18 protein-coding genes and 1 tRNA gene are annotated in these 18,274 nt (G+C 59.6%); 10 read left to right on the top strand and 9 right to left on the bottom strand.

The window, feature by feature from the left end; translation table 11 throughout:
* The 4 genes from K5Q35_RS14310 to K5Q35_RS14295 all read right to left on the bottom strand — a co-directional run bounded on the left by K5Q35_RS14310 (position 1) and on the right by K5Q35_RS14295 (position 3,480).
* A complete protein-coding gene (locus K5Q35_RS14310; RefSeq protein ID WP_220800043.1) occupies positions 1 to 1,458 on the bottom strand; it encodes an efflux RND transporter periplasmic adaptor subunit in 1,458 nt (485 codons plus the stop codon).
* A 94-nt stretch (positions 1,459 to 1,552) separates the two neighbouring features.
* Positions 1,553 to 2,095, bottom strand: coding sequence for a molybdenum cofactor biosynthesis protein B (gene moaB, locus K5Q35_RS14305; protein WP_013962658.1), 543 nt, complete (start codon positions 2,093 to 2,095; stop codon positions 1,553 to 1,555).
* A gap of 1 nt (position 2,096) precedes the next feature.
* Positions 2,097 to 2,708 carry a LysE family translocator gene (locus K5Q35_RS14300; protein ID WP_220800042.1) on the bottom strand — a complete coding sequence of 204 codons (612 nt, stop codon included), beginning with the start codon at positions 2,706 to 2,708 and terminating at the stop codon, positions 2,097 to 2,099.
* Positions 2,701 to 3,480 (bottom strand): uracil-DNA glycosylase family protein, encoded by a 780-nt coding sequence (locus K5Q35_RS14295; protein ID WP_220800041.1) that lies wholly within the window; start codon positions 3,478 to 3,480, stop codon positions 2,701 to 2,703. The genes K5Q35_RS14300 and K5Q35_RS14295 overlap by 8 nt, the downstream gene beginning before the upstream one ends.
* Before the next feature lie 117 nt (positions 3,481 to 3,597).
* Between K5Q35_RS14295 and K5Q35_RS14290 the strand changes: the two genes are divergently transcribed.
* Genes K5Q35_RS14290 through K5Q35_RS14270 form a run of 5 tightly spaced genes read left to right on the top strand, consistent with a single transcriptional unit; the run spans position 3,598 to position 7,274 of the window.
* Positions 3,598 to 4,542, top strand: a complete 945-nt coding sequence (locus K5Q35_RS14290) for an aspartate carbamoyltransferase catalytic subunit (protein WP_013962661.1) — start codon at positions 3,598 to 3,600, stop codon at positions 4,540 to 4,542.
* The gene (locus K5Q35_RS14285; RefSeq protein WP_220800040.1) at positions 4,539 to 5,108 is read left to right on the top strand and encodes a hypothetical protein; all 570 of its coding nucleotides are present in this window, start codon (positions 4,539 to 4,541) and stop codon (positions 5,106 to 5,108) included. Before K5Q35_RS14290 ends, K5Q35_RS14285 begins: the two co-directional genes overlap by 4 nt.
* Complete coding sequence (gene pyrC / locus K5Q35_RS14280; protein ID WP_220800039.1) at positions 5,108 to 6,388, top strand: dihydroorotase; 1,281 nt, start codon at positions 5,108 to 5,110, stop codon at positions 6,386 to 6,388. Before K5Q35_RS14285 ends, pyrC begins: the two co-directional genes overlap by 1 nt.
* Positions 6,388 to 6,996 (top strand): glycerol-3-phosphate 1-O-acyltransferase PlsY, encoded by a 609-nt coding sequence (gene plsY / locus K5Q35_RS14275; RefSeq protein WP_220800038.1) that lies wholly within the window; start codon positions 6,388 to 6,390, stop codon positions 6,994 to 6,996. Before pyrC ends, plsY begins: the two co-directional genes overlap by 1 nt.
* Before the next feature lie 23 nt (positions 6,997 to 7,019).
* Complete coding sequence (locus K5Q35_RS14270) at positions 7,020 to 7,274, top strand: hypothetical protein (RefSeq protein ID WP_220800037.1); 255 nt, start codon at positions 7,020 to 7,022, stop codon at positions 7,272 to 7,274.
* Here the strand turns inward: K5Q35_RS14270 and K5Q35_RS14265 are convergent.
* Complete coding sequence (locus K5Q35_RS14265; RefSeq protein WP_013962666.1) at positions 7,271 to 7,657, bottom strand: ectoine synthase; 387 nt, start codon at positions 7,655 to 7,657, stop codon at positions 7,271 to 7,273. The genes K5Q35_RS14270 and K5Q35_RS14265 overlap by 4 nt on opposite strands.
* Positions 7,658 to 7,733: 76 nt before the next feature.
* On the opposite strand from K5Q35_RS14265, the gene K5Q35_RS14260 reads away from it, so the two are divergent.
* Together K5Q35_RS14260 and K5Q35_RS14255 are read left to right on the top strand one after the other, a co-directional pair.
* Entirely contained in the window at positions 7,734 to 8,675 is a 942-nt protein-coding gene (locus K5Q35_RS14260; protein ID WP_220800036.1) for an aldo/keto reductase, read from the top strand.
* A gap of 55 nt (positions 8,676 to 8,730) precedes the next feature.
* Positions 8,731 to 9,378 (top strand): DUF938 domain-containing protein, encoded by a 648-nt coding sequence (locus K5Q35_RS14255; protein WP_220800035.1) that lies wholly within the window; start codon positions 8,731 to 8,733, stop codon positions 9,376 to 9,378.
* Here the strand turns inward: K5Q35_RS14255 and K5Q35_RS14250 are convergent.
* The 4 genes from K5Q35_RS14250 to K5Q35_RS14235 all read right to left on the bottom strand — a co-directional run bounded on the left by K5Q35_RS14250 (position 9,375) and on the right by K5Q35_RS14235 (position 16,211).
* On the bottom strand, positions 9,375 to 11,876 hold the full coding sequence (locus K5Q35_RS14250; RefSeq protein WP_220800034.1) for an FAD-dependent oxidoreductase: 2,502 nt from the start codon (positions 11,874 to 11,876) through the stop codon (positions 9,375 to 9,377). The two genes, K5Q35_RS14255 and K5Q35_RS14250, sit on opposite strands and share 4 nt — an antisense overlap.
* A gap of 115 nt (positions 11,877 to 11,991) precedes the next feature.
* Complete coding sequence (locus K5Q35_RS14245; RefSeq protein WP_220800033.1) at positions 11,992 to 13,386, bottom strand: FAD-binding oxidoreductase; 1,395 nt, start codon at positions 13,384 to 13,386, stop codon at positions 11,992 to 11,994.
* 30 nt (positions 13,387 to 13,416) lie between these two features.
* Entirely contained in the window at positions 13,417 to 15,195 is a 1,779-nt protein-coding gene (ggt, locus tag K5Q35_RS14240) for a gamma-glutamyltransferase (RefSeq protein WP_220800032.1), read from the bottom strand.
* 29 nt (positions 15,196 to 15,224) lie between these two features.
* On the bottom strand, positions 15,225 to 16,211 hold the full coding sequence (locus K5Q35_RS14235; protein WP_220800031.1) for a D-glycerate dehydrogenase: 987 nt from the start codon (positions 16,209 to 16,211) through the stop codon (positions 15,225 to 15,227).
* 96 nt (positions 16,212 to 16,307) lie between these two features.
* On the opposite strand from K5Q35_RS14235, the gene K5Q35_RS14230 reads away from it, so the two are divergent.
* From K5Q35_RS14230 to K5Q35_RS14220, 3 genes are all read left to right on the top strand, one after another.
* On the top strand, positions 16,308 to 16,844 hold the full coding sequence (locus K5Q35_RS14230) for an SH3 domain-containing protein (RefSeq protein WP_220800155.1): 537 nt from the start codon (positions 16,308 to 16,310) through the stop codon (positions 16,842 to 16,844).
* 70 nt (positions 16,845 to 16,914) lie between these two features.
* A complete protein-coding gene (locus K5Q35_RS14225) occupies positions 16,915 to 17,907 on the top strand; it encodes an NADPH:quinone reductase (protein WP_220800030.1) in 993 nt (330 codons plus the stop codon).
* A gap of 101 nt (positions 17,908 to 18,008) precedes the next feature.
* Positions 18,009 to 18,083, top strand: a tRNA-Gln gene (locus K5Q35_RS14220).
* The last annotated feature ends 191 nt before the right edge of the window (positions 18,084 to 18,274 follow it).

Genomic DNA, 18,274 nt, shown 5'->3' with positions numbered 1-18,274 from the left:
CTAGCCTCCCATCCGGCTTTCCAGGCGCGCAACGGTATGCGCCGGAACCGCCTGTTGGGACAGCTGGGCCAGCGCTTGCGTTTTGTCTGCCTCGGGCATCTGGGTATCGTTCTGCACGAAAGCGACCAACCGCGCGCGACGATCCGCGCTGAGGTCCAAAAGCTGTGGCATTGCGCGCGCCTCTTCGGCGTCAGAGCGCAAGGGGCGCACAGCAATACCCACGCCCAGCAACGGCGAACGCTCGCGCACGACCTCCCGACCCACGAGGTCGGTGGCGCGTACCAAAACATCATCGCCCTGACGTCGTACGACCTGAACGTCTACAGCGTCCAGCCGATCATCTTGGCCCAGAACAAGAACCTCACCATTTGATCCCACAGCCGAAGCAGGCAGCCGGATCACATCCTCAAGTGTGGGTTCCTGAACCATGACGGTCACGAAATCACCGGGACGAAATCCGGCCGCCGCCCCCAGCCGGGCAAAAACCAGACGTCCGGTCTGTGCCTCGCCAGTGTCCCCGCTGACACGGTTGATCCGGCCCGTCGCCGTCAGATCCGATCCGTTGGCATCCAGCCGGACCGCAACGGGCGCATCAATCAACACGCCCTGTTCATCCAGAAGCCGCGCATATTGGGTCGTAGAAACTCGGAAAGCGACCTCAAGATCGCTGGGGTCAATCAGATCGGCAAGCCGCTCGTTTGCGGCCACCAAGCCACCTTCAACGGCAGCGGTGTTGCTCAATGTGCCGCTGAAGGGCGCATCGACGACTGTGTCGGCTAGGTTGCGCGCGGCCTCGGCAAGGGCGATCTCGGCGCGTGCAACACGGGTTGCGGCCTGATCGATGCGGGCCTGCGCCTGCGCGACGGCTTGCCTGCGCGCAATGACCACGGCCTGCGCCGCTGCGGAGGCCAGCTCCGCAGTTTCAACGGAGGCCGCAGACCCCACGCCCCGCGCGGCCAGATCGACCTGACGCGCAAATGCCTGTTCACGCAGAACCGCTTGCTGTTGTGCTGCGCGCTCTTCCTGCTGGGCCAGATCAAGCCCCCGGTCCGCATCGCGCACCTCGGCCTTTGCGTCGGCCAGATCGGCCGCAAGACGATCATAGGCCGACTGCATATCCGCCGGATCAATTGACACAATCACCTCACCGGCCATGACCGTGCCGCCTTCTGCAAAGGCCGGGGAAAGGTTGATGATCCGGCCCGCAATTGCTGCACGCAGTTCTAAGCGGCGCCTTGAACTGACCTCCCCGAAGGTTTCAAGAACAGGGGTTTGCGGTCCTTCTACTGCTGTTACGAGGTTGACGACGAACACGCGTTCGCGCGCTTCCGTGGGCTGGCGTTCATTGTTCAGGCTGTATTGAACCGCGCTGCTGACCAATTGTGCGGCGTAAACAAGCAGGCCCAGCGCCACCGACGCAAGGAACAGTCCGATCATGCTTTGCCGCAGGAAGCGCATTGCACTCCAATCCTTTGAATGCTTTCAAATGTAAGCGAAAATGTAGCGCACCGCCAGTTAATACCAACCCCTGACCAAGCGTTGGGTGTTCGGGCTATTTGCGTCTTTGGTGTTCGTCCAGCCGTGGCAGGATTTCGACGAAGTTGCAGGGCCGGTGGCGGTAGTCAAGTTGACGCGCCAGAATTTCATCCCATGCATCCTTACAGGCCCCCGGACTGCCCGGCAGCGCAAATAGATAGGTGCCCATGGCAACACCCGCCGTTGCCCGGCTTTGCACGGCACTGGTGCCGATTTTCTGCATGGACACGATCGTGAAGACAGTTCCAAAGGCATCGATTTCTTTTTCGTAAACGTCGCGGTGCGCTTCTACCGAGATATCGCGCCCGGTCAGCCCGGTGCCACCGGTTGAAATCACCACATCGATGCTGCTGTCCTTGCACCATATGCGCAATTGATCGGCAATCTGGTCCCGTTCATCAGGCAAAATACGCCGGTCGGCCAGTTCATGCCCGGCCTCAAGCAGGCGCTGGACCAGAACATCGCCGGATTTGTCCTGAGACAGATCGCGTGTGTCCGACACGGTCAAAATCGCAATTCGGATGGCGATGAAGTCTTTGGATTGATCGATACGGCTCATGTCAACTTACCTCCAGAATGGCTAAACGCGCAGCAAGCGCCGAGAAAATTCCCGCGGTGAGGAAGTCCAGCACCCGGCTACCGCGTTTAAACCGCTGCGCCAATACGTCGGCCCATGTCCCGACCACACCGTTCACCACGAAACCACCCAGCCCGATGACACATCCAAAAACCATGAACTGCCCAAGAACCGACCCGGCCGACGGCACGACGAATTGCGGCACGAAGGCAAGAACGAACAGGATGACCTTTGGATTGGCCAGATTGATCAACAGCCCCCCGCGAAATGCATGGCCTGAACCGGACGGCGCGGTTTGCTCTGGCGCGGCCTGTTTGCGCAGCGCATTTACCGCCAGCCAGACCAGATAGGCGACCCCTATCCAACGGATAATATCAAATGCCACCGGCCAAGCTGTCAAAATCGCACTCAGCCCTGCACCGGCAATAAAGACATGCACCAAGCCACCGATGGCGATCCCCGCGCTGGCAGCCCAAGCGGCTCTTGCGCCTCTGCGCGCGCCCTGCGCGAGACAAAACAGCATATCAGCGCCCGGCGTCAGGTTCAAAGCCAGCGCAGCAGGCACAAAAGCGATCAGCGTGAGCGGCTCAACCATTCTGCAATCGCGCCTGCAAGCTCAGCAAATCCGCCCATGCTTCGCGTTTTGCGGTGGGTGTGCGCAGCAGATAGGCGGGGTGGAACATAGGCAATGCCGGTACGCCAAAGGCCTCAACCCAGTGCCCGCGCAACCTTGTAATGCCCCTTTTGCCCAACAAGGTTTGCGCCGAGATATTGCCCATGATCACCAGCACCTGCGGTTTTGCCAAGGCGATGTGGCGTTCGACAAATGGGCGCATCATGGCGATTTCTTCCGAACTTGGGTCCCGGTTCTGTGGCGGGCGCCAAGGGAGAACGTTGGTGATATAGACCGGGTCGCTTTGATGCTCGCGCCCCATGTCGATGGCCGCCAGCATGCGGTCCAGCAGCTGCCCGGCCCGCCCCACAAAGGGACGCCCCTGCATGTCTTCCTCGCGCCCCGGCGCTTCGCCGATGATCATGACCTTGGCACCTGCCACCCCGTCGCTGAACACCAGATTGCGCGCGCCACGTTTTAGATCGCAATGATCAAATGCTGCCAATGCCGCGCGCAACTGCTCAAGGTCCTGCGCCCCAAGCGCTGCTTTACGCGCAGCCTCAACGCCATCAATTTTTTCTTCCACCGTTGCCGCGCCGGGTGTCATCACCGCGCTGCCCGGTTTCTTTTGCACCTTTGCTTTATCAGGCAATTCGTACCGGTTGACGGGCGTCTCACCAATCGCCTCGGTCGCACCGAGTTCGATTTGCCAGTCCAGCAAAGCCAAAGCGTGATGAAAGTCGGATGATTCCATGGCCATACTCTACGCGTCGCATCACACGAACTAAACAGCGAGTTGCACATTGGCGTCAGCACCTTGCCGATGACACAGCCCCTGCCTATAAGGTTGGAAATCACGATAGGGTAGCTCATGACGTTTCCGCACCGACACCTGCTTGGTATCGAAGCTCTCCGCCCGGAAGAGATCAATACATTGCTTGATCTTGCGGATAGCTACGCAGCTCTCAACCGACAGCCCGACAAACATGCCGATGCCCTTAAGGGTCTGACCCAAATCAATATGTTCTTCGAAAACTCGACCCGCACGCAAGCGAGCTTTGAGATCGCAGGCAAGCGGCTGGGTGCGGATGTGATGAACATGGCGATGCAGGCCAGTTCGGTCAAAAAGGGCGAGACGCTGATTGATACAGCGCTTACCCTGAATGCGATGCACCCTGATTTGCTGGTGGTACGGCACCCGCAATCCGGCGCTGTCGATCTATTGGCGCAAAAAGTGAATTGTGCGGTGTTGAATGCGGGCGATGGGCGTCATGAACACCCGACACAGGCCCTGCTGGATGCGCTGACGATCCGGCGCGCCAAGGGGCGTTTGCACCGGCTATCCATCGCGATCTGTGGTGATATCGCGCACAGCCGTGTGGCGCGATCCAACATCATGCTGCTGGGCAAGATGGAAAACCGCATACGTCTGATCGGCCCGCCCACGCTGATGCCTGCGGGGATTTCAGAGTTCGGCGTTGAGGTTTTCAACGATATGAATGAGGGCCTGAAAGACGTCGATGTGGTGATGATGCTGCGGCTTCAGAAAGAACGCATGGATGGCGGCTTTATTCCGTCGGAGCGTGAATACTACCACCGCTTCGGGCTGGATGCCGACAAACTGTCCAATGCCAAACCGGATGCGATCATCATGCATCCCGGCCCCATGAACAGAGGCGTGGAAATTGACGGCACGCTCGCCGATGACATCAACCGCAGCGTCATTCAGGATCAGGTCGAAATGGGTGTCGCTGTGCGTATGGCCGCGATGGATTTGCTGTCTCAAAACCTAAGGCTCACACGAGGTGCTGAATGATTACCACTATATCTGTTCCTGCTCTTGAAAGCGGTGTGATCCGGGTGTTCGCCCTGTCCTTGAGCGAAGCCGACGCCAAAACGTTGCGCGACAGTGCAAGTTCGGAAGAGACCCAAAGCGCTCTGAACGACGCTTTGGGTGCCAAGAAACTGGACCTTCAGCATGTCGAGGTTTTTGCCATTGCAGACCTCTCCGAAATGGCACTGGCCGATTACCTATTGGAAGGCGCTGGAGCGACCCCGTCCTCGCTCGAGAAAGACCGCGGCAAACTGTCGGCGCTCGATGGCTGGGTCATGGTCGTCTATTCCTCTGCTTTTGGCGGCGTTGCACAAGAAATTACGCCCGCACCAGAGTTGACGCTGATCGGGTCCTACCCGCAGGAAGGGGCCGACTGGACCGGCGGGGTAGACCTGCGCACACCCTCGGCAGCACCAAATCAGGACCCGCCAGAAGATCCGCCCGTCAAAAAACGCCCCTCCGACGCCGCCATGTCCGGACGAATTGCAACGGTTGCACTGCTCGTCGCCTTTGGCGTGGTCGGCTTGATGCTGTGGGTCGGAAGCTGATGATGAAACCGCTCAACCTTGTAAATGCACGGCTGGTTGACCCCGAAACAGGCACCATCTCAATTGGTGGCCTGCGGATCGAAAACGGCAGGATTACCGAGCGGCTCGACAAGAATGCGCGACCCGATGGCGAAACGGTTGATTGCAACCTCAAACACCTCGCTCCGGGGATTGTCGATATCGGTGTCAAGGTCTGTGAACCCGGTGAGCGTCACAAGGAAAGCTATCGCTCCGCCGGACGTGCGGCAGCGGCGGGTGGCGTGACAACCATGGTCACGCGACCCGACACGACACCGGCCATCGACAGCCCCGAGACGCTTGAATTCGTGACCCGGCGGGCCAATCAGGCAGCCGCCGTGAACGTCTTGCCGATGGCCGCCCTGACCAAGGGGCGTGCGGGCCGCGAGATGACCGAAATCGGCTTTCTGATGGACGCAGGTGCGGTTGCCTTTACAGACTGCGACCGCGTGGTGACCGACACCAAAGTTCTGTCGCGTGCGCTCAGCTATGCGCGTTCCCTCGGGGCCTTGGTCATCGCACACCCGCAAGACCCCGGCCTCAGTGCCGGAGCGGTGGCAACATCCGGCAAATTCGCCTCTCTCAGAGGGTTGCCAGCGGTTTCGCCCATGGCAGAGCGTATGGCGCTGGACCGGGACATCGCCTTGGTCGAGATGACGGGCGCGCGATACCATGCGGATCAGATCACCTGCGCGCGCGCGCTTCCTGCGCTGGAGCGGGCCAAGCAGAACGGTCATGATGTGACCGCTGGCACCTCGATCCACCACCTGACGCTGAATGCGCTGGATGTGGCGGATTACCGGACGTTCTTCAAACTGAAACCGCCGCTGCGCGATGAGACGGATCGCCTCGCTGTGGCTGATGCCGTGCGCAGCGGGTTGATTGACGTGATCTCTTCGATGCACACTCCGCAGGACGAGGAAAGTAAGCGCCTGCCCTTTGAAGAAGCCGCGTCAGGGGCGGTGGCTCTTGAAACGCTCTTGCCTGCGGCAATGCGGCTTTATCATGCGGATCTGATCGACCTGCCGACCCTGTGGCGCGCCATGTCGCTCAACCCCGCAAAACGGCTGGGTCTCGACAGCGGGCGTCTGGCAGCAGGCGCACCTGCAGACCTTGTGCTGTTTGACCCCGATGCACCGTTTTTGATGGACCGCACGACGCTACGCTCAAAATCCCGCAACACGCCATTTGACGGCTCGCGCATGCAGGGCCGCGTGCTCGCGACCTATGTCGCAGGCCAGCGTGTCTATGAAAGAAGCTGATGCCGTTGATTGATAGCACCCTGCCCGCACTCGCTCTTTGGGGCGTCATTGGTTACCTATTGGGGTCGATCCCGTTTGGTATGGTGCTGGCCAAGGTCATGGGGCTGGGCAATCTGCGCGATATCGGGTCTGGAAACATCGGCGCGACCAACGTCCTGCGGACCGGGAATAAACTTGCCGCAGCACTCACACTTGTTCTGGACGGGGGCAAGGGAGTCGTGGCCGTTCTGGCCGCGCGCGCCGCAGGGGGGGAAGACCTCGCGCAGATCGCGGGGCTGATGGCCATGATCGGTCACTGCTATCCGGTCTGGTTGCGATTCGCGGGCGGCAAAGGGGTCGCGACTTTTCTGGGCATCGTACTCGCGCTGGCCTTCCCGGTCGGGGTCGGATGCTGTCTGGCTTGGCTTGCGGGCGCATTTGCAACGCGCATTTCGTCCATGGGCGCGCTGGTCGCTTCAGTTGCTGCCGTGCCGCTGGCGTTCCTGCTCGGGTTTCCCGGTGCAGTGAGTTTGCTGATCCTGTTGGGCGCGCTTATCTTCTGGCGCCATCGCGGCAATATCGCGCGGATCAGAACGGGGACTGAGCCCAAAATCGGCCAGAAAAAGTGACGCAAGGCGACCTCGCAGCTTTTATGCGCGCGTTGGATCGGTTTCCGAAAGGCACATGTTACGGCACTTTTGAGGGGCGGCGCTATGTCACCACCAAATCGGTTTTCAGCGCAGGCAAGTCTCTGAAACTGGTTGCCGAAGAATTGGGCGGCGCAGATTATATCAGCCTCAACCTCTACAATCCTGCGTCGGGCCCCAAACTGCGCCCTTGCGAAATGAGCGACGTCAAAGTGACCGCCTTTGTAACGGGTTTTGTCCCAGATCATCCGCCCGATTAACTACTGGCATAGCTGCCATCCGGCCCATGCACCTCATCCCCCTGCAAGGCAGGCGAAAACACGCAGATGAGGTGAAAGGGCACATCCCCTTCGACGATGACCTGATGCGCATCATGTGCGTTGGGCGCATAAAGAACACCCGGCGTAATCACATGCTCCACCCCGGTATCCGTTTCGACGATGCGACCGCTGCCCGAAAGGCAATAACACGCCTCAATGTGGTGCTTGTATTCGAGGTCCAGAACCGTGCCCGGCATCACTTTGGTCTCGGTCATGGAAAATCCCATACCGTCAGATTTCACCAAAAGCCGCAGGCTGCTCCAGCCCGGACCCGCCGCATCGCGCGCAGTCCCAAGCAGGTCTTTTTTATCGACAACAATCATTTTTCGCCCCTGTTTGCGTTTATCTCTTCACGTTTGAACGTTGCATGCGCGCAGTCTGCGTGCCACTTCTTTTGACATGAAAAATCACCTGACCAGCCCGAACGGCACCCCCGCCAGTCGCCTCGCCTTTGGCACCATGCAATTTGGCGGCGCTGCAGATGCCACAGCCTCGCGGGACATGTTTGATGCCTGCCGCGCGAAGGGCATCACTCATTTCGACACCGCACATCTTTATACGGGGGGTGCATCGGAAAAACTGCTGGGCGAGATGATCGCCGATCAGCGCGATGATCTGATCATCGCGACCAAAGTCGCCTATGCGGGCGGGGCCGGGCGCGACAATATTCTGAGCAGCTTTGATGTCTCACGCCAGCGCTTGAACCTCGATATGGTTGATGTGCTTTATCTGCACCGATTTGACCCGGACACCGACCTGAACGAAAGTTTCGAGACGCTGGCGGAGATCAAGGCCAAAGGACACATCCGCTACATCGGCGTGTCAAATTTTGCGGCATGGCAAGTGATGAAGGCCATCGGCGTGGCCGCGCAGTTCGATCTGACGGTGGATATTCTGCAACCCATGTACAGCCTTGTGAAACGTCAGGCGGAGGTTGAAATCCTGCCGATGTGCGCCGATCAGGCTGTTGCCTGCGCACCCTATTCTCCGCTTGGCGGCGGGTTGCTGACGGGCAAATACAGCAGCGGCGGTTCAGGTCGGTTAAGCGAGGATGAACGCTATGCCACGCGATATGGTGTGGACTGGATGCACAGCGCCGCGCAGGAGCTCGGCAGGATCGCTGACGCCGAGGGGATGCATCCCGCGACGCTTGCGGTTGCCTGGGCTGCCGCCCATCCGATGGGACCGACGCCAATCATCTCGGCACGGTCCACGGCGCAACTCGTGCCGTCGCTTGCGGCGACTGACACCACACTGACCGCCGAACTCTACAACCGGATGAGCGCGCTCACCCCGACACCGCCCCCCGCGACCGACAGGATCGAGGAACAGCAGGCATGAAGGGGTTTGCGCGCTCGATTGACACAAGCGATACGCCTGCGATCCGCCGAACACCATGATGAAAAAACTGCCCGCCACTGCCAGTGTCGCGACGCCCGCGTCTGGCGCAAAACTGCACGCCCCCGCCGCTGGGCGCAACGCGCAAGCCTTGGGCGATTTGCTGCACGATCACGCGCCCGAGACGGGGCATGCGTTGGAAATCGCCAGTGGCACCGGACAGCATATCATCCATTTTGCGCAGCGCTTTCCCGGTTTGATCTGGCATCCAAGTGAGGTGGACGCCGAGCGGATCGCCAGCATTTCCGCCTATGCGCGCGAGGCTGGGTTGCCCAATCTGCGCACGCCGCGCCATCTTGATGTCACGCGCGCAGATTGGGCGGACGCGGTGGGCGGCAAGGAGCTTGTCGTGCTCATCAACCTGCTGCATCTGATCGACGACGCAGCCGCGCAAATGGCCGTTGCGGGCGCGCTTGCAGCACTGGTGCCCGGTGGACGCTTCGTCCTTTACGGCCCGTTCAAAAGAAACGGTGCCCTGATCAGTGACGGCGATGCCCGCTTTCACCACCAACTGAGTACAGCGGACCCCCACATCGGCTATAAGAACGACGCCAATGTAGAGCACTGGCTGACCTGCGCGGGTGCGACTTCTGTGACGCGTGTCGAGATGCCCGCCAATAACCTCGCGTTTATCGCCGAGGTTTAACCGTCCATACGGATGCGTTCGTTTCGGGGGTCATAGGGGCTGTCTTCGGTGATCTCAGCATCCCACAGCTGGTCCAGCATCTTCACCTTGAGCCGGGTGCCGGGCACGGCCAGATCGGGGCTGACATAGCCCATGCCGATGGATTTACCGAAAGCCACCGAATGGCCGCCAGACGTGAGACGCCCCACACGTGTTTCCCCATGATAAAGCACCTCCCGCCCCCATGGGTCCGCATCCGGCGGACCATCAATCAGCAAGGTGACGCATTTTGAGCGTACGCCGGTTTCTTCAAGGCGCGCCTTACCATGGAAATCCTTGCTCAGGTCGATGAAACGCGGCAGGTCCGCCTCCAGCGGGGTGGCGTCGCGGCCAAGCTCTGTCCCAAAGGCACGATAGGATTTTTCCTGCCGCAGCCAGTTTTGCGCCCGCGCGCCCACCAGTTTCATACCATGCTTTTCACCCGCCTTTTCAAGCTGATCAAACAGGTAATTCTGCATCTCGATCGGGTGGTGCAGCTCCCAGCCCAATTCCCCGGTATAAGCGACGCGGATTGCGCGCACCGGGCACATGCCCAGCTCAATGTTGCGCATGCGCAGCCACGGAAAGCGCTTGTTGGACAGCACCGTGGACGGCTCCGCGTCCCTGACCAGCGCGCTCAACACATCGCGTGATTTCGGCCCGGCGATGGCAAAAACACCCCACTGCGTGGTCACGTCATGGCATTCGATATAGCCAAACTCGGGCGCTTTATCCTCAATCGCCTTGCACAGGTAATCCGCGTCATAGGCCGTCCAGGCCCCTGCGGAGACGAGGTAATATTCATCCTCAGCCAAACGCACGATGGTATATTCCGTGCGCGTTGTCCCGTGCCCGGTCAGCGCATAGGTCAGGTTGATCCGCCCCACTTTGGGCAATTTGTTGCAGGTGAACCAATCAAGGAATTGCGTGGCCCCCGGCCCTTTGAGCAGATGTTTGGTAAAGGCGGTGGCATCAATCAGGCCCACGCCCTCGCGGATCGCCTTGGCCTCGTCCACGGCGTATTGCCACCAGCCACCCCGCCGGAATGACCGCGCATCGTGGTCGAAACTTTCAGGTGCATCCAGCGGGCCGAAATAGTTCGGGCGCTCCCATCCGTTTACCCAACCGAATTGCGCGCCGCGCGCGGCTTGCCGGTCGTACGCGGGCGAGGTGCGCAAGGGGCGACAGGCCGGGCGTTCTTCATCCGGGTGGTGAAGGATATAGACGTGGCTGTAGCATTCTTCGTTCTTTCGGGCGGCAAATTCCGTGGTCATCCAGTCGCCGTAGCGTTTGGGATCAAGGCTCGCCATGTCGATCTCAGCCTCGCCCTCGACCATCAACTGCGCAAGGTAATAGCCCGTGCCACCCGCCGCCGTGATCCCGAACGAAAACCCTTCGGCCAGCCACATGTTGCGCAAACCCGGCGCGGGTCCGACCAGCGGGTTGCCATCCGGGGTGTAGCAGATCGGGCCGTTGAAATCATCCTTGAGACCACTTTCTTCGCAGGACGGAATGCGGTGGATCATGGCAAGGTATTGCTCTTCGATCCGCTCAAGGTCGAGCTGAAACAGATCCGCCCGGAAGCTGTCGGGCACGCCATATTCAAAGCGCGCAGGCGCGTTTTGCTCGTACACGCCCAAAATCCAGCCGCCGCGTTCCTCACGCACATAGGATTGCGCATCCGCATCACGGATCACCGGGTGTTCGACATGCCCCTCGGCGCGGAATTTCACCAGATCGGGGTCCTGATCCATGACGATAAACTGATGCTCAACGGGGATCGCGGGGATCTTGATGCCGAGCATTTGTGCCGTGCGCTGCGCATGGTTGCCCGAAGCCGTCACCACATGTTCTGCGGTGATCACGACCTGTTCGTCCGAGGGCACGAGATTTCCGCCCTTTTCCACCATCTTGGTAGCGGTCACTTCCCAATGGGTGCCGGTCCAGTGAAAGGCATCCGCCTGCCATTTGCGTTCAATCGCGACGCCCCGTTGGCGCGCGCCCTTGGCCATCGCCATCGTCACATCGGCAGGGTTAATGTAACCATCCGTGTGGTGATACAGCGCGCCCTTGAGGTCTTCGGTACGGATCAGCGGCCATTTGGCCTTGATCTCATCCGGGGTCATCCACTGGTAAGGCACGCCACAGGTTTCAGCGGTGGAGGCATAGAGCATGTATTCATCCATCCGCTCCTCCGTCTGCGCCATGCGCAGGTTGCCCACCACGGCAAAGCCTGCGTTCAAGCCGGTCTCTTCCTCAAGTGTCTTATAAAACCGGATGGAATAATCATGAATATGGGTCGTGGCAAAGGACATGTTGAAATAGGGCAAGAGGCCCGCTGCATGCCATGTCGAGCCTGAGGTCAGCTCGTCACGCTCCAGCAGCATGACATCGTCCCAGCCTGCGTGGGCCAGATGATAGGCGATGGACGTGCCGACGGCACCGCCCCCAACAACGAGTGCTTTGACTTGGGTTTTCATGACGCGCGACTCCCTGCTGTCGATCTGGCGACAGGTGTACAGCCTGCGCGAAAGCAGCGCCAAACACCCCCGACCGGAAATCGCGGGAAAGCGACATTCCCGTCGCGCGCGGGTGCTAAAATATCTTGCCGGGGTTCATGATGCCCTTGGGGTCAAGGGCCCGCTTGATGTCGGACATGAAATCCGTGGCCTCCCCCAGTTCCTTGACAAGATAGGGCATCTTACCCTGCCCGATCCCGTGCTCACCGGTACAGGTGCCATCCATCGAAATCGCCAGTTCATTCAACCACGACACAAATCGCGCCGCGCGGTCGACCTCATCCGGGTCGGACATATCGACCAAAGGTGTGGCGTGAAAATTTCCGTCGCCCACATGGCCGACAATAGGCACGATCAGACCCAGTTCCGACGCGCGCGTCTGCGATGCCCGCACACATTCCGCCAGTTTGGAGATGGGCACGCAGACATCCGTGGCAACACCATGCGTCCCCGGGCGATATTGCAACATGGCCCAATAGGCTTCGTGCCGTGCCTTCCATAACCTGTTGCGCTCCTCGGTTGTCTCGGTCGCCTTATATCCGTTGCCACCATGCTCTTCTGAAAGAGCCGCAAAAATCTCGGACTGTTCGACAACGCTTGCCTCAGTGCCGTGGAATTCCAACAGCAGAAGAGGCGTTTCCGGCAGGCCAAGCTGCGCGTAAGGGTTAATGGCCTTGACCATCACCTCATCAAGCAATTCGATCCGCGCAACCGGCAGCCCGTACTGGATGACCGCCATGACAGTCTGACAAGCAGCGTCAACGCTTGGAAAGGAGCAATAGGCTGAGCTGATCGCTTCAGGAATACCCTGTAACTGCAGCGTGATTTCGGTAATGATGCAAAGCGTCCCTTCGGAGCCGACCAGCAGCCGCGTCAGATCATAGCCCGCCGAGGATTTGCGCGCCCGTGTCGCGGTTCTGATAATGCGGCCATCCGCCATGACCGCCTCAAGCGACAACACGTTGTCCTTCATCGTGCCGTAACGCACCGCATTGGTGCCCGACGCATTGGTCGCAGCCATCCCCCCCAGCGAGGCATTGGCCCCCGGATCAATCGGAAAGAACAGCCCCCTGTCGCGCAGATACGTATTGAGGTCTTCTCGTGTGACGCCGGGTTGTACGCGACAATCCAGATCGCCCGCGTTGACCGCCAGAACCTTATCCATCTGGCTGACGTCAATCGAAATGCCACCGGCTGGCGCATTCAGGTGCCCCTCAAGCGAAGTGCCCGTGCCATAAGCAATAACAGGAACCTCATGCGCGCTGCAGATCGTGACAATATCGGCAACCTCGGCTGTGGAGTGGGCAAAGACCACGCCATCAGGCGGCTGGTTTTCGATCCATGTGGTTGTGTGACCGTGTTGCTCGCAAATGGACGTCCCGGTCTGAACCCGTTCTCCGAATTTCTGCTTCAGGACGGCCAGAACCGTCTGAATACCCTGCTCGTTACGGGGCAGTTTTACGTGTTGCATATCAGCTTGCCTCTTCTGTCAGCGGCTGCATCATTGTCCCAGCGCGATGCCTTCGCGGCGCGGGTCCGCCCCGCCCAGCAAAGAGGGTCCGATGGAGATGGCGTGCAGGCCAGAGGTCAGCGCGCGTGTGCCGACCTCGAAGCCAAGGGCTGCGAGCGGGTCGCTTAACCCTTCGGCGGCGGTTCCTTCTTCGAGATCGTAGGTTCCGAAACGGTTCACGGCATGCGGCACAGAGACCGCCTGCTGCACATCCATGCCCCAGTCGAGATGGGCAATGATGCTTTGTGCGACATAGCCGATGATCCGGCTGCCCCCCGGGCTGCCGATGGCGAGGACCGGTGCGCCGTCCCGCATAACGATGGTCGGGGCCATGGATGATCGTGGCCGTTTGCCCGGTTCCACGCGATTGGCAATCGGCACGCCGTCCACATGGCTGCGAAAGGAGAAATCTGTCAGCTCATTGTTCAACAGAAACCCGCGCACCATCAGCCTGCTGCCAAATCCGTTTTCGATTGTTGTGGTCATGGACGCCACATTGCCGTGCGTGTCCACGATCACGAAATGCGATGTGGAGGGCAGTTCGAGGGACGCGTCATCCGCCCAATTCAGAGCGTGGTCAAATTCGGGCGTGCCCGGGGCGACATCGCTCAGCGCCATATCACCGTCCAGAAGGGCGGCGCGCGATGCGAGATATTCAGGCGCAACAAGGCCCGCAACGGGGACAGGCACATAATCACTATCGGCCATGTAACGGCCCCGATCGGCAAAGGCGAGGCGCGAGGCGTCACCAATCAACCGCCGCACGGTCACATCGTCGGGGCCTGCGCTGAGATCATACGCTTGCAGCATGCCCAGAATTTGCCCGACCGTCAGCGCCCCCGACGAGGGTGGCCCCATCCCGCAGACGTCATGCGCGCGGTATTCGACACAGACCGGCGCACGTTCCTTGACGGTATAGATGCTGAGATCAAGCGTGGATAACACACCGGGATTGCCCGGCGCGTTTTGCACCGTTTGCACGATATCCGCTGCAATGCTGCCGGTATAAAATGCCCCTGCCCCGCCGGTGGCCATTTCGCGCAGGGTGTCTGCGTAATCGGGGTTGATGAGCGTCTCGCCCACGGCAATCGGTGTACCGCCGGGCAGGAAATAGCTGGCCGTCGCTTCAAAGCGCGCCAAGCGTTCCTTGTCCGCCTCAACAAGCCCGGCAAGGCGCGGCGAAACCGGGAACCCCTGATCGGCCAGATCAATCGCCGGGGCCAGAAGATCCGCCCATAGCAGCGAACCCCAACGCGCATGCGCTTCCTGCATCAACGCAGGCGTGCCCGGCGTCCCGACAGACAAGCCGCCCACCACCGCGTCGAAAAAGCCCAGCGGCTCCCCGGCGTCATCCTGAAAAAGCCTAGGTGTGGCGTCCAGAGGCGCGGTTTCGCGGCCATCCAATGTGGTCAGACTGCCAGACGCCGCGTCGTAATAGACCAGAAACGCCCCGCCCCCCAATCCCGAGGATTGAGGTTCAACCAGCCCCAGCATCGCCTGAACCGCGACCAGCGCATCGGCAGCCGTGCCACCGCGCGCAAGAACATCGGCACCTGCTTGCACGGCCCACGGATTGGCCGCTGCCACCATCCAGTTGGACGCTTCTACCGGGCGTCTCTCGGCCTTGGCCTTAAAGGCTGCGCTGATTTCGGGGGACATCGCCGCAAAAGCGCCCTGCGTTGCAGCCTCGGGTGCCACCGCATCAGCGGCTTGCTGAGCGGATACGCTGGTGGCGCATCCCAAAGCGATTGCAAAGATCACAGGTTTCATAGCAGTCCTCCCGACGCTGAACATAGCCCCTATAGCATGGAAGGCACGACCTGATCCGGCGGACGGTGCCCATCGTCAAAGGTTTTAATATTTATGATGACCTTTTCGCCCATCTCGGCACGCCCTTCGCGGGTGGCGGAGCCCATATGAGGCAACAGCACGACATTGTTCAACTCGCGCAGACGCGGGTTAACCTGTGTCCCACGTTCGTAGACATCCAGCCCCGCCCCGGCAATCGCATCGCTGCGCAACATCCGTGTGAGGGCATTTTCGTCGATGACCTCCCCGCGCGAGGTATTCACGATGACAGCCTCTGGTTTCAAAAGTTGCAGGCGACGCGCGTTCATCAGGTGGAAAGTGGACGGCGTGGCGGGGCAATTGACCGAGATCACGTCCATGCGCGCAACCATCTGATCCAGACTTTCCCAATATGTCGCCTGCAAGTCCGCTTCAACCTCTGGCCTCAACCGTCGCCGGTTGTGGTAATGGACCTGCATGCCAAAAGCCACAGCACGGCGCGCTACGGCCTGTCCGATCCGCCCCATGCCGAGAATGCCAAGACGCCGCCCCCCGACACGCCCGCCCAGAAAGGCATTGGGCGCCCAGCCGTCCCACGCACCGCTTTGCATGACCGACAGACCCTCAGGCATGCGCCGCAGCACCGCCAGTATAAGAGCCATCGTCATATCAGCAGTATCATCGGCCAAAACACCCGGCGTGTTCGACACTAAAATGCCGCGCTGCCGTGCGGTCGCAACATCGATATGGTCAACCCCCGCGCCATAATTTGCAATCAGCTTGAGCCTGTCCCCCGCATTCGCAATCAGCGCAGAGTCAATATCATCAGTCACGGTGGGCACGAGCACATCCGCGGTTTTGATCGCCTCGACCAGTTCGCTGCGCTCCATCGGCTTGTCATCCTGACGCAACTGGACATCAAAAAGCTCGCACAGTCGCGTTTCAACCTCTTCGGGTAAGCGTCGTGTAACGACAACACTCAGTTTGGGCTTTGACATTTTTGATCTCCACGGACTTGGCGCAGGGCCTTTTTTTTGTCATGGTGGCGGAACTGACGACAAGGCACAAGAACCTGTCGCAAGCAAATGAGCAAAATGCAGAATTCAGGCCGAACCTTTACCGAAATATTGCGTATCATCTGCATTGTTCTGCTGTGCGCCAGCGTCAGCGCGTCGATTGCCAGCGCGACTGAGCCAGTTAAGACGACAACCGGGCCCATTACGAATTTACCGATGCCGCGTTATGTCTCGATGAAAGCTTCCGAAGCAAACGTCAGGCGCGGCCCCTCGCTGACCCACCGCATCGACTGGGTGTTCAAGCGCCGCGATATGCCCTTGCTGATCGTGGCGGAGCATGGCCATTGGCGCCGGGTCGAAGATCGCGACGGACAAGGCGGATGGATACATTATTCCCTGTTGTCTGGGGTGCGCACCGTCATCGTCGAAGAAACGCTTAATATTCACAGCCGACCAAACACCGATTCTCCGGTAAACGCGATGCTGGAGGCGGGCGTGATTGCGCGGCTGGGAAAATGCGAACCGGACTGGTGCCAAGTGCGCTCAGGAGGTTTTCGCGGATGGACCCCCAAGACGTTGCTTTGGGGTGTTTTGCCGGATGAGGTGCGCGATTAGGTCAGACATGGGCTTGCAGCCCGCTCTGCGACACGGCATCGTCTCGCGCAAGCTCACCAAGGGGATGAAGATGCGCGCCATTACATACAACCGTTACGGACCCGCCGGTGAGGTCCTTGCGTTGACCGACGTGCCTGTCCAGCCGCCAGGCCCCGGCGAAGTGCAGGTCGAACTGGCCTATTCAGCCGTAAACCCGTCAGACGTAAAACGGCGGGCAGGTGCGCGCCCGGGTGAAACCAAACTGCCGTATGACCAAATCTGTCCGCATAATGACGGGTCAGGTACCATTGTCGCCGTCGGCGAGGGCGTGAATCCTGCGCGCATCGCAGAGCCCGTTTGGATATGGAACGGGCAGTTCAACCGGGCTTGGGGCACCGCCGCCGAGGTCATAACGATAGCATCGCATCAGGCCGTCGCCCTGCCCAAAGGCGTAGACCTGAAAACCGGCGCAAGCTTGGGAATACCCGGTCTGACTGCCGCCCATACCGTGTTTGGCGGCGGCAACATCCGCGGACAGTCGCTTTTGATCCATGGGGCAAACGGCACAGTTGGCCATATCGCCGTGCAGCTGGCGAAATGGGGCGGGGCCAAGGTTATCGCAACAGCGAGCCCTTCGGGTTTTGAACGATGCCTTAAGGCCGGTGCCGACAGCGTTCTGGATTATAACGCGCCGAATCTTGCGCAGGACTTACTGGCCGTGAATGCCGGGCAGGAATATCACCGGATCATTGATGTGGAATTCGGAGAGAATATCGAAACGAACGCGAAAATCATTGCGGAGAACGGCACCTTATCGGTTTATGGGTCAGCAAAAAACATGACACCGGCGATCCCCTTCGGAGCACTGCTGTTCAAGGCTGTCACAATTGATATCGCCCTGATCTACATTTTAAGGTCTGAAGAACGCGAAAAAGCGACCAATTACCTGCACGATGCGTTGTCAGCCGGCGCAGTGATCTGTCCAACCAAAGAAATCTTTACGCTCACACAAACCGCCCGCGCGCATCAGGCCGTCGAAGCGGGCGGACGCGATGGGGCGATCCTCATCGACGTCACAACCTGATGCGAAACGCTGCGCGAGGACAGGAATTAACAGATCACTTCAATTTTTGTCAAAAACGGGACTTGCGTGTCGCCCAGCATCGTTTTAATTACCGCTGACGTTGGGATGTAGCCAAGTGGTAAGGCAACTGTTTTTGGTACAGTGTACCGTAGGTTCGAATCCTACCATCCCAGCCACCAAGCTCTAAGTTATTGATTTAATGAATAAAAGTAAAATTCTGCGGGCGCTTTAGGCCATTTCAGAGGTGTCATCTCACCCCAGACCGACAAATCGTCGAAATCTTGCCCGTTTCCCTGAAAAGTCTGGAATCACTGACCTGCTCCCCTTTGAGTCCGCTAATTTACGTTAGCTCTGTTCGGGTTTTGGT

The sequence above is a fragment of the Roseobacter sp. OBYS 0001 genome, assembly GCF_019654895.1.
Lineage (GTDB): Bacteria > Pseudomonadota > Alphaproteobacteria > Rhodobacterales > Rhodobacteraceae > Roseobacter > Roseobacter litoralis.
This window is presented reverse-complemented; position numbering and strand designations above follow the sequence as displayed.

Coding starts and splice junctions, on each gene's coding strand:
- K5Q35_RS14310 (WP_220800043.1), bottom strand. CDS start 1,458: ATGCGCTTCCTGCGGCAAAGCATGATCGGACTGTTCCTTGCGTCGGTG.
- moaB (WP_013962658.1), bottom strand. CDS start 2,095: ATGAGCCGTATCGATCAATCCAAAGACTTCATCGCCATCCGAATTGCG.
- K5Q35_RS14300 (WP_220800042.1), bottom strand. CDS start 2,708: ATGGTTGAGCCGCTCACGCTGATCGCTTTTGTGCCTGCTGCGCTGGCT.
- K5Q35_RS14295 (WP_220800041.1), bottom strand. CDS start 3,480: ATGGAATCATCCGACTTTCATCACGCTTTGGCTTTGCTGGACTGGCAA.
- K5Q35_RS14290 (WP_013962661.1), top strand. CDS start 3,598: ATGACGTTTCCGCACCGACACCTGCTTGGTATCGAAGCTCTCCGCCCG.
- K5Q35_RS14285 (WP_220800040.1), top strand. CDS start 4,539: ATGATTACCACTATATCTGTTCCTGCTCTTGAAAGCGGTGTGATCCGG.
- pyrC (WP_220800039.1), top strand. CDS start 5,108: ATGATGAAACCGCTCAACCTTGTAAATGCACGGCTGGTTGACCCCGAA.
- plsY (WP_220800038.1), top strand. CDS start 6,388: ATGCCGTTGATTGATAGCACCCTGCCCGCACTCGCTCTTTGGGGCGTC.
- K5Q35_RS14270 (WP_220800037.1), top strand. CDS start 7,020: ATGCGCGCGTTGGATCGGTTTCCGAAAGGCACATGTTACGGCACTTTT.
- K5Q35_RS14265 (WP_013962666.1), bottom strand. CDS start 7,657: ATGATTGTTGTCGATAAAAAAGACCTGCTTGGGACTGCGCGCGATGCG.
- K5Q35_RS14260 (WP_220800036.1), top strand. CDS start 7,734: ATGAAAAATCACCTGACCAGCCCGAACGGCACCCCCGCCAGTCGCCTC.
- K5Q35_RS14255 (WP_220800035.1), top strand. CDS start 8,731: ATGATGAAAAAACTGCCCGCCACTGCCAGTGTCGCGACGCCCGCGTCT.
- K5Q35_RS14250 (WP_220800034.1), bottom strand. CDS start 11,876: ATGAAAACCCAAGTCAAAGCACTCGTTGTTGGGGGCGGTGCCGTCGGC.
- K5Q35_RS14245 (WP_220800033.1), bottom strand. CDS start 13,386: ATGCAACACGTAAAACTGCCCCGTAACGAGCAGGGTATTCAGACGGTT.
- ggt (WP_220800032.1), bottom strand. CDS start 15,195: ATGAAACCTGTGATCTTTGCAATCGCTTTGGGATGCGCCACCAGCGTA.
- K5Q35_RS14235 (WP_220800031.1), bottom strand. CDS start 16,211: ATGTCAAAGCCCAAACTGAGTGTTGTCGTTACACGACGCTTACCCGAA.
- K5Q35_RS14230 (WP_220800155.1), top strand. CDS start 16,308: ATGCAGAATTCAGGCCGAACCTTTACCGAAATATTGCGTATCATCTGC.
- K5Q35_RS14225 (WP_220800030.1), top strand. CDS start 16,915: ATGCGCGCCATTACATACAACCGTTACGGACCCGCCGGTGAGGTCCTT.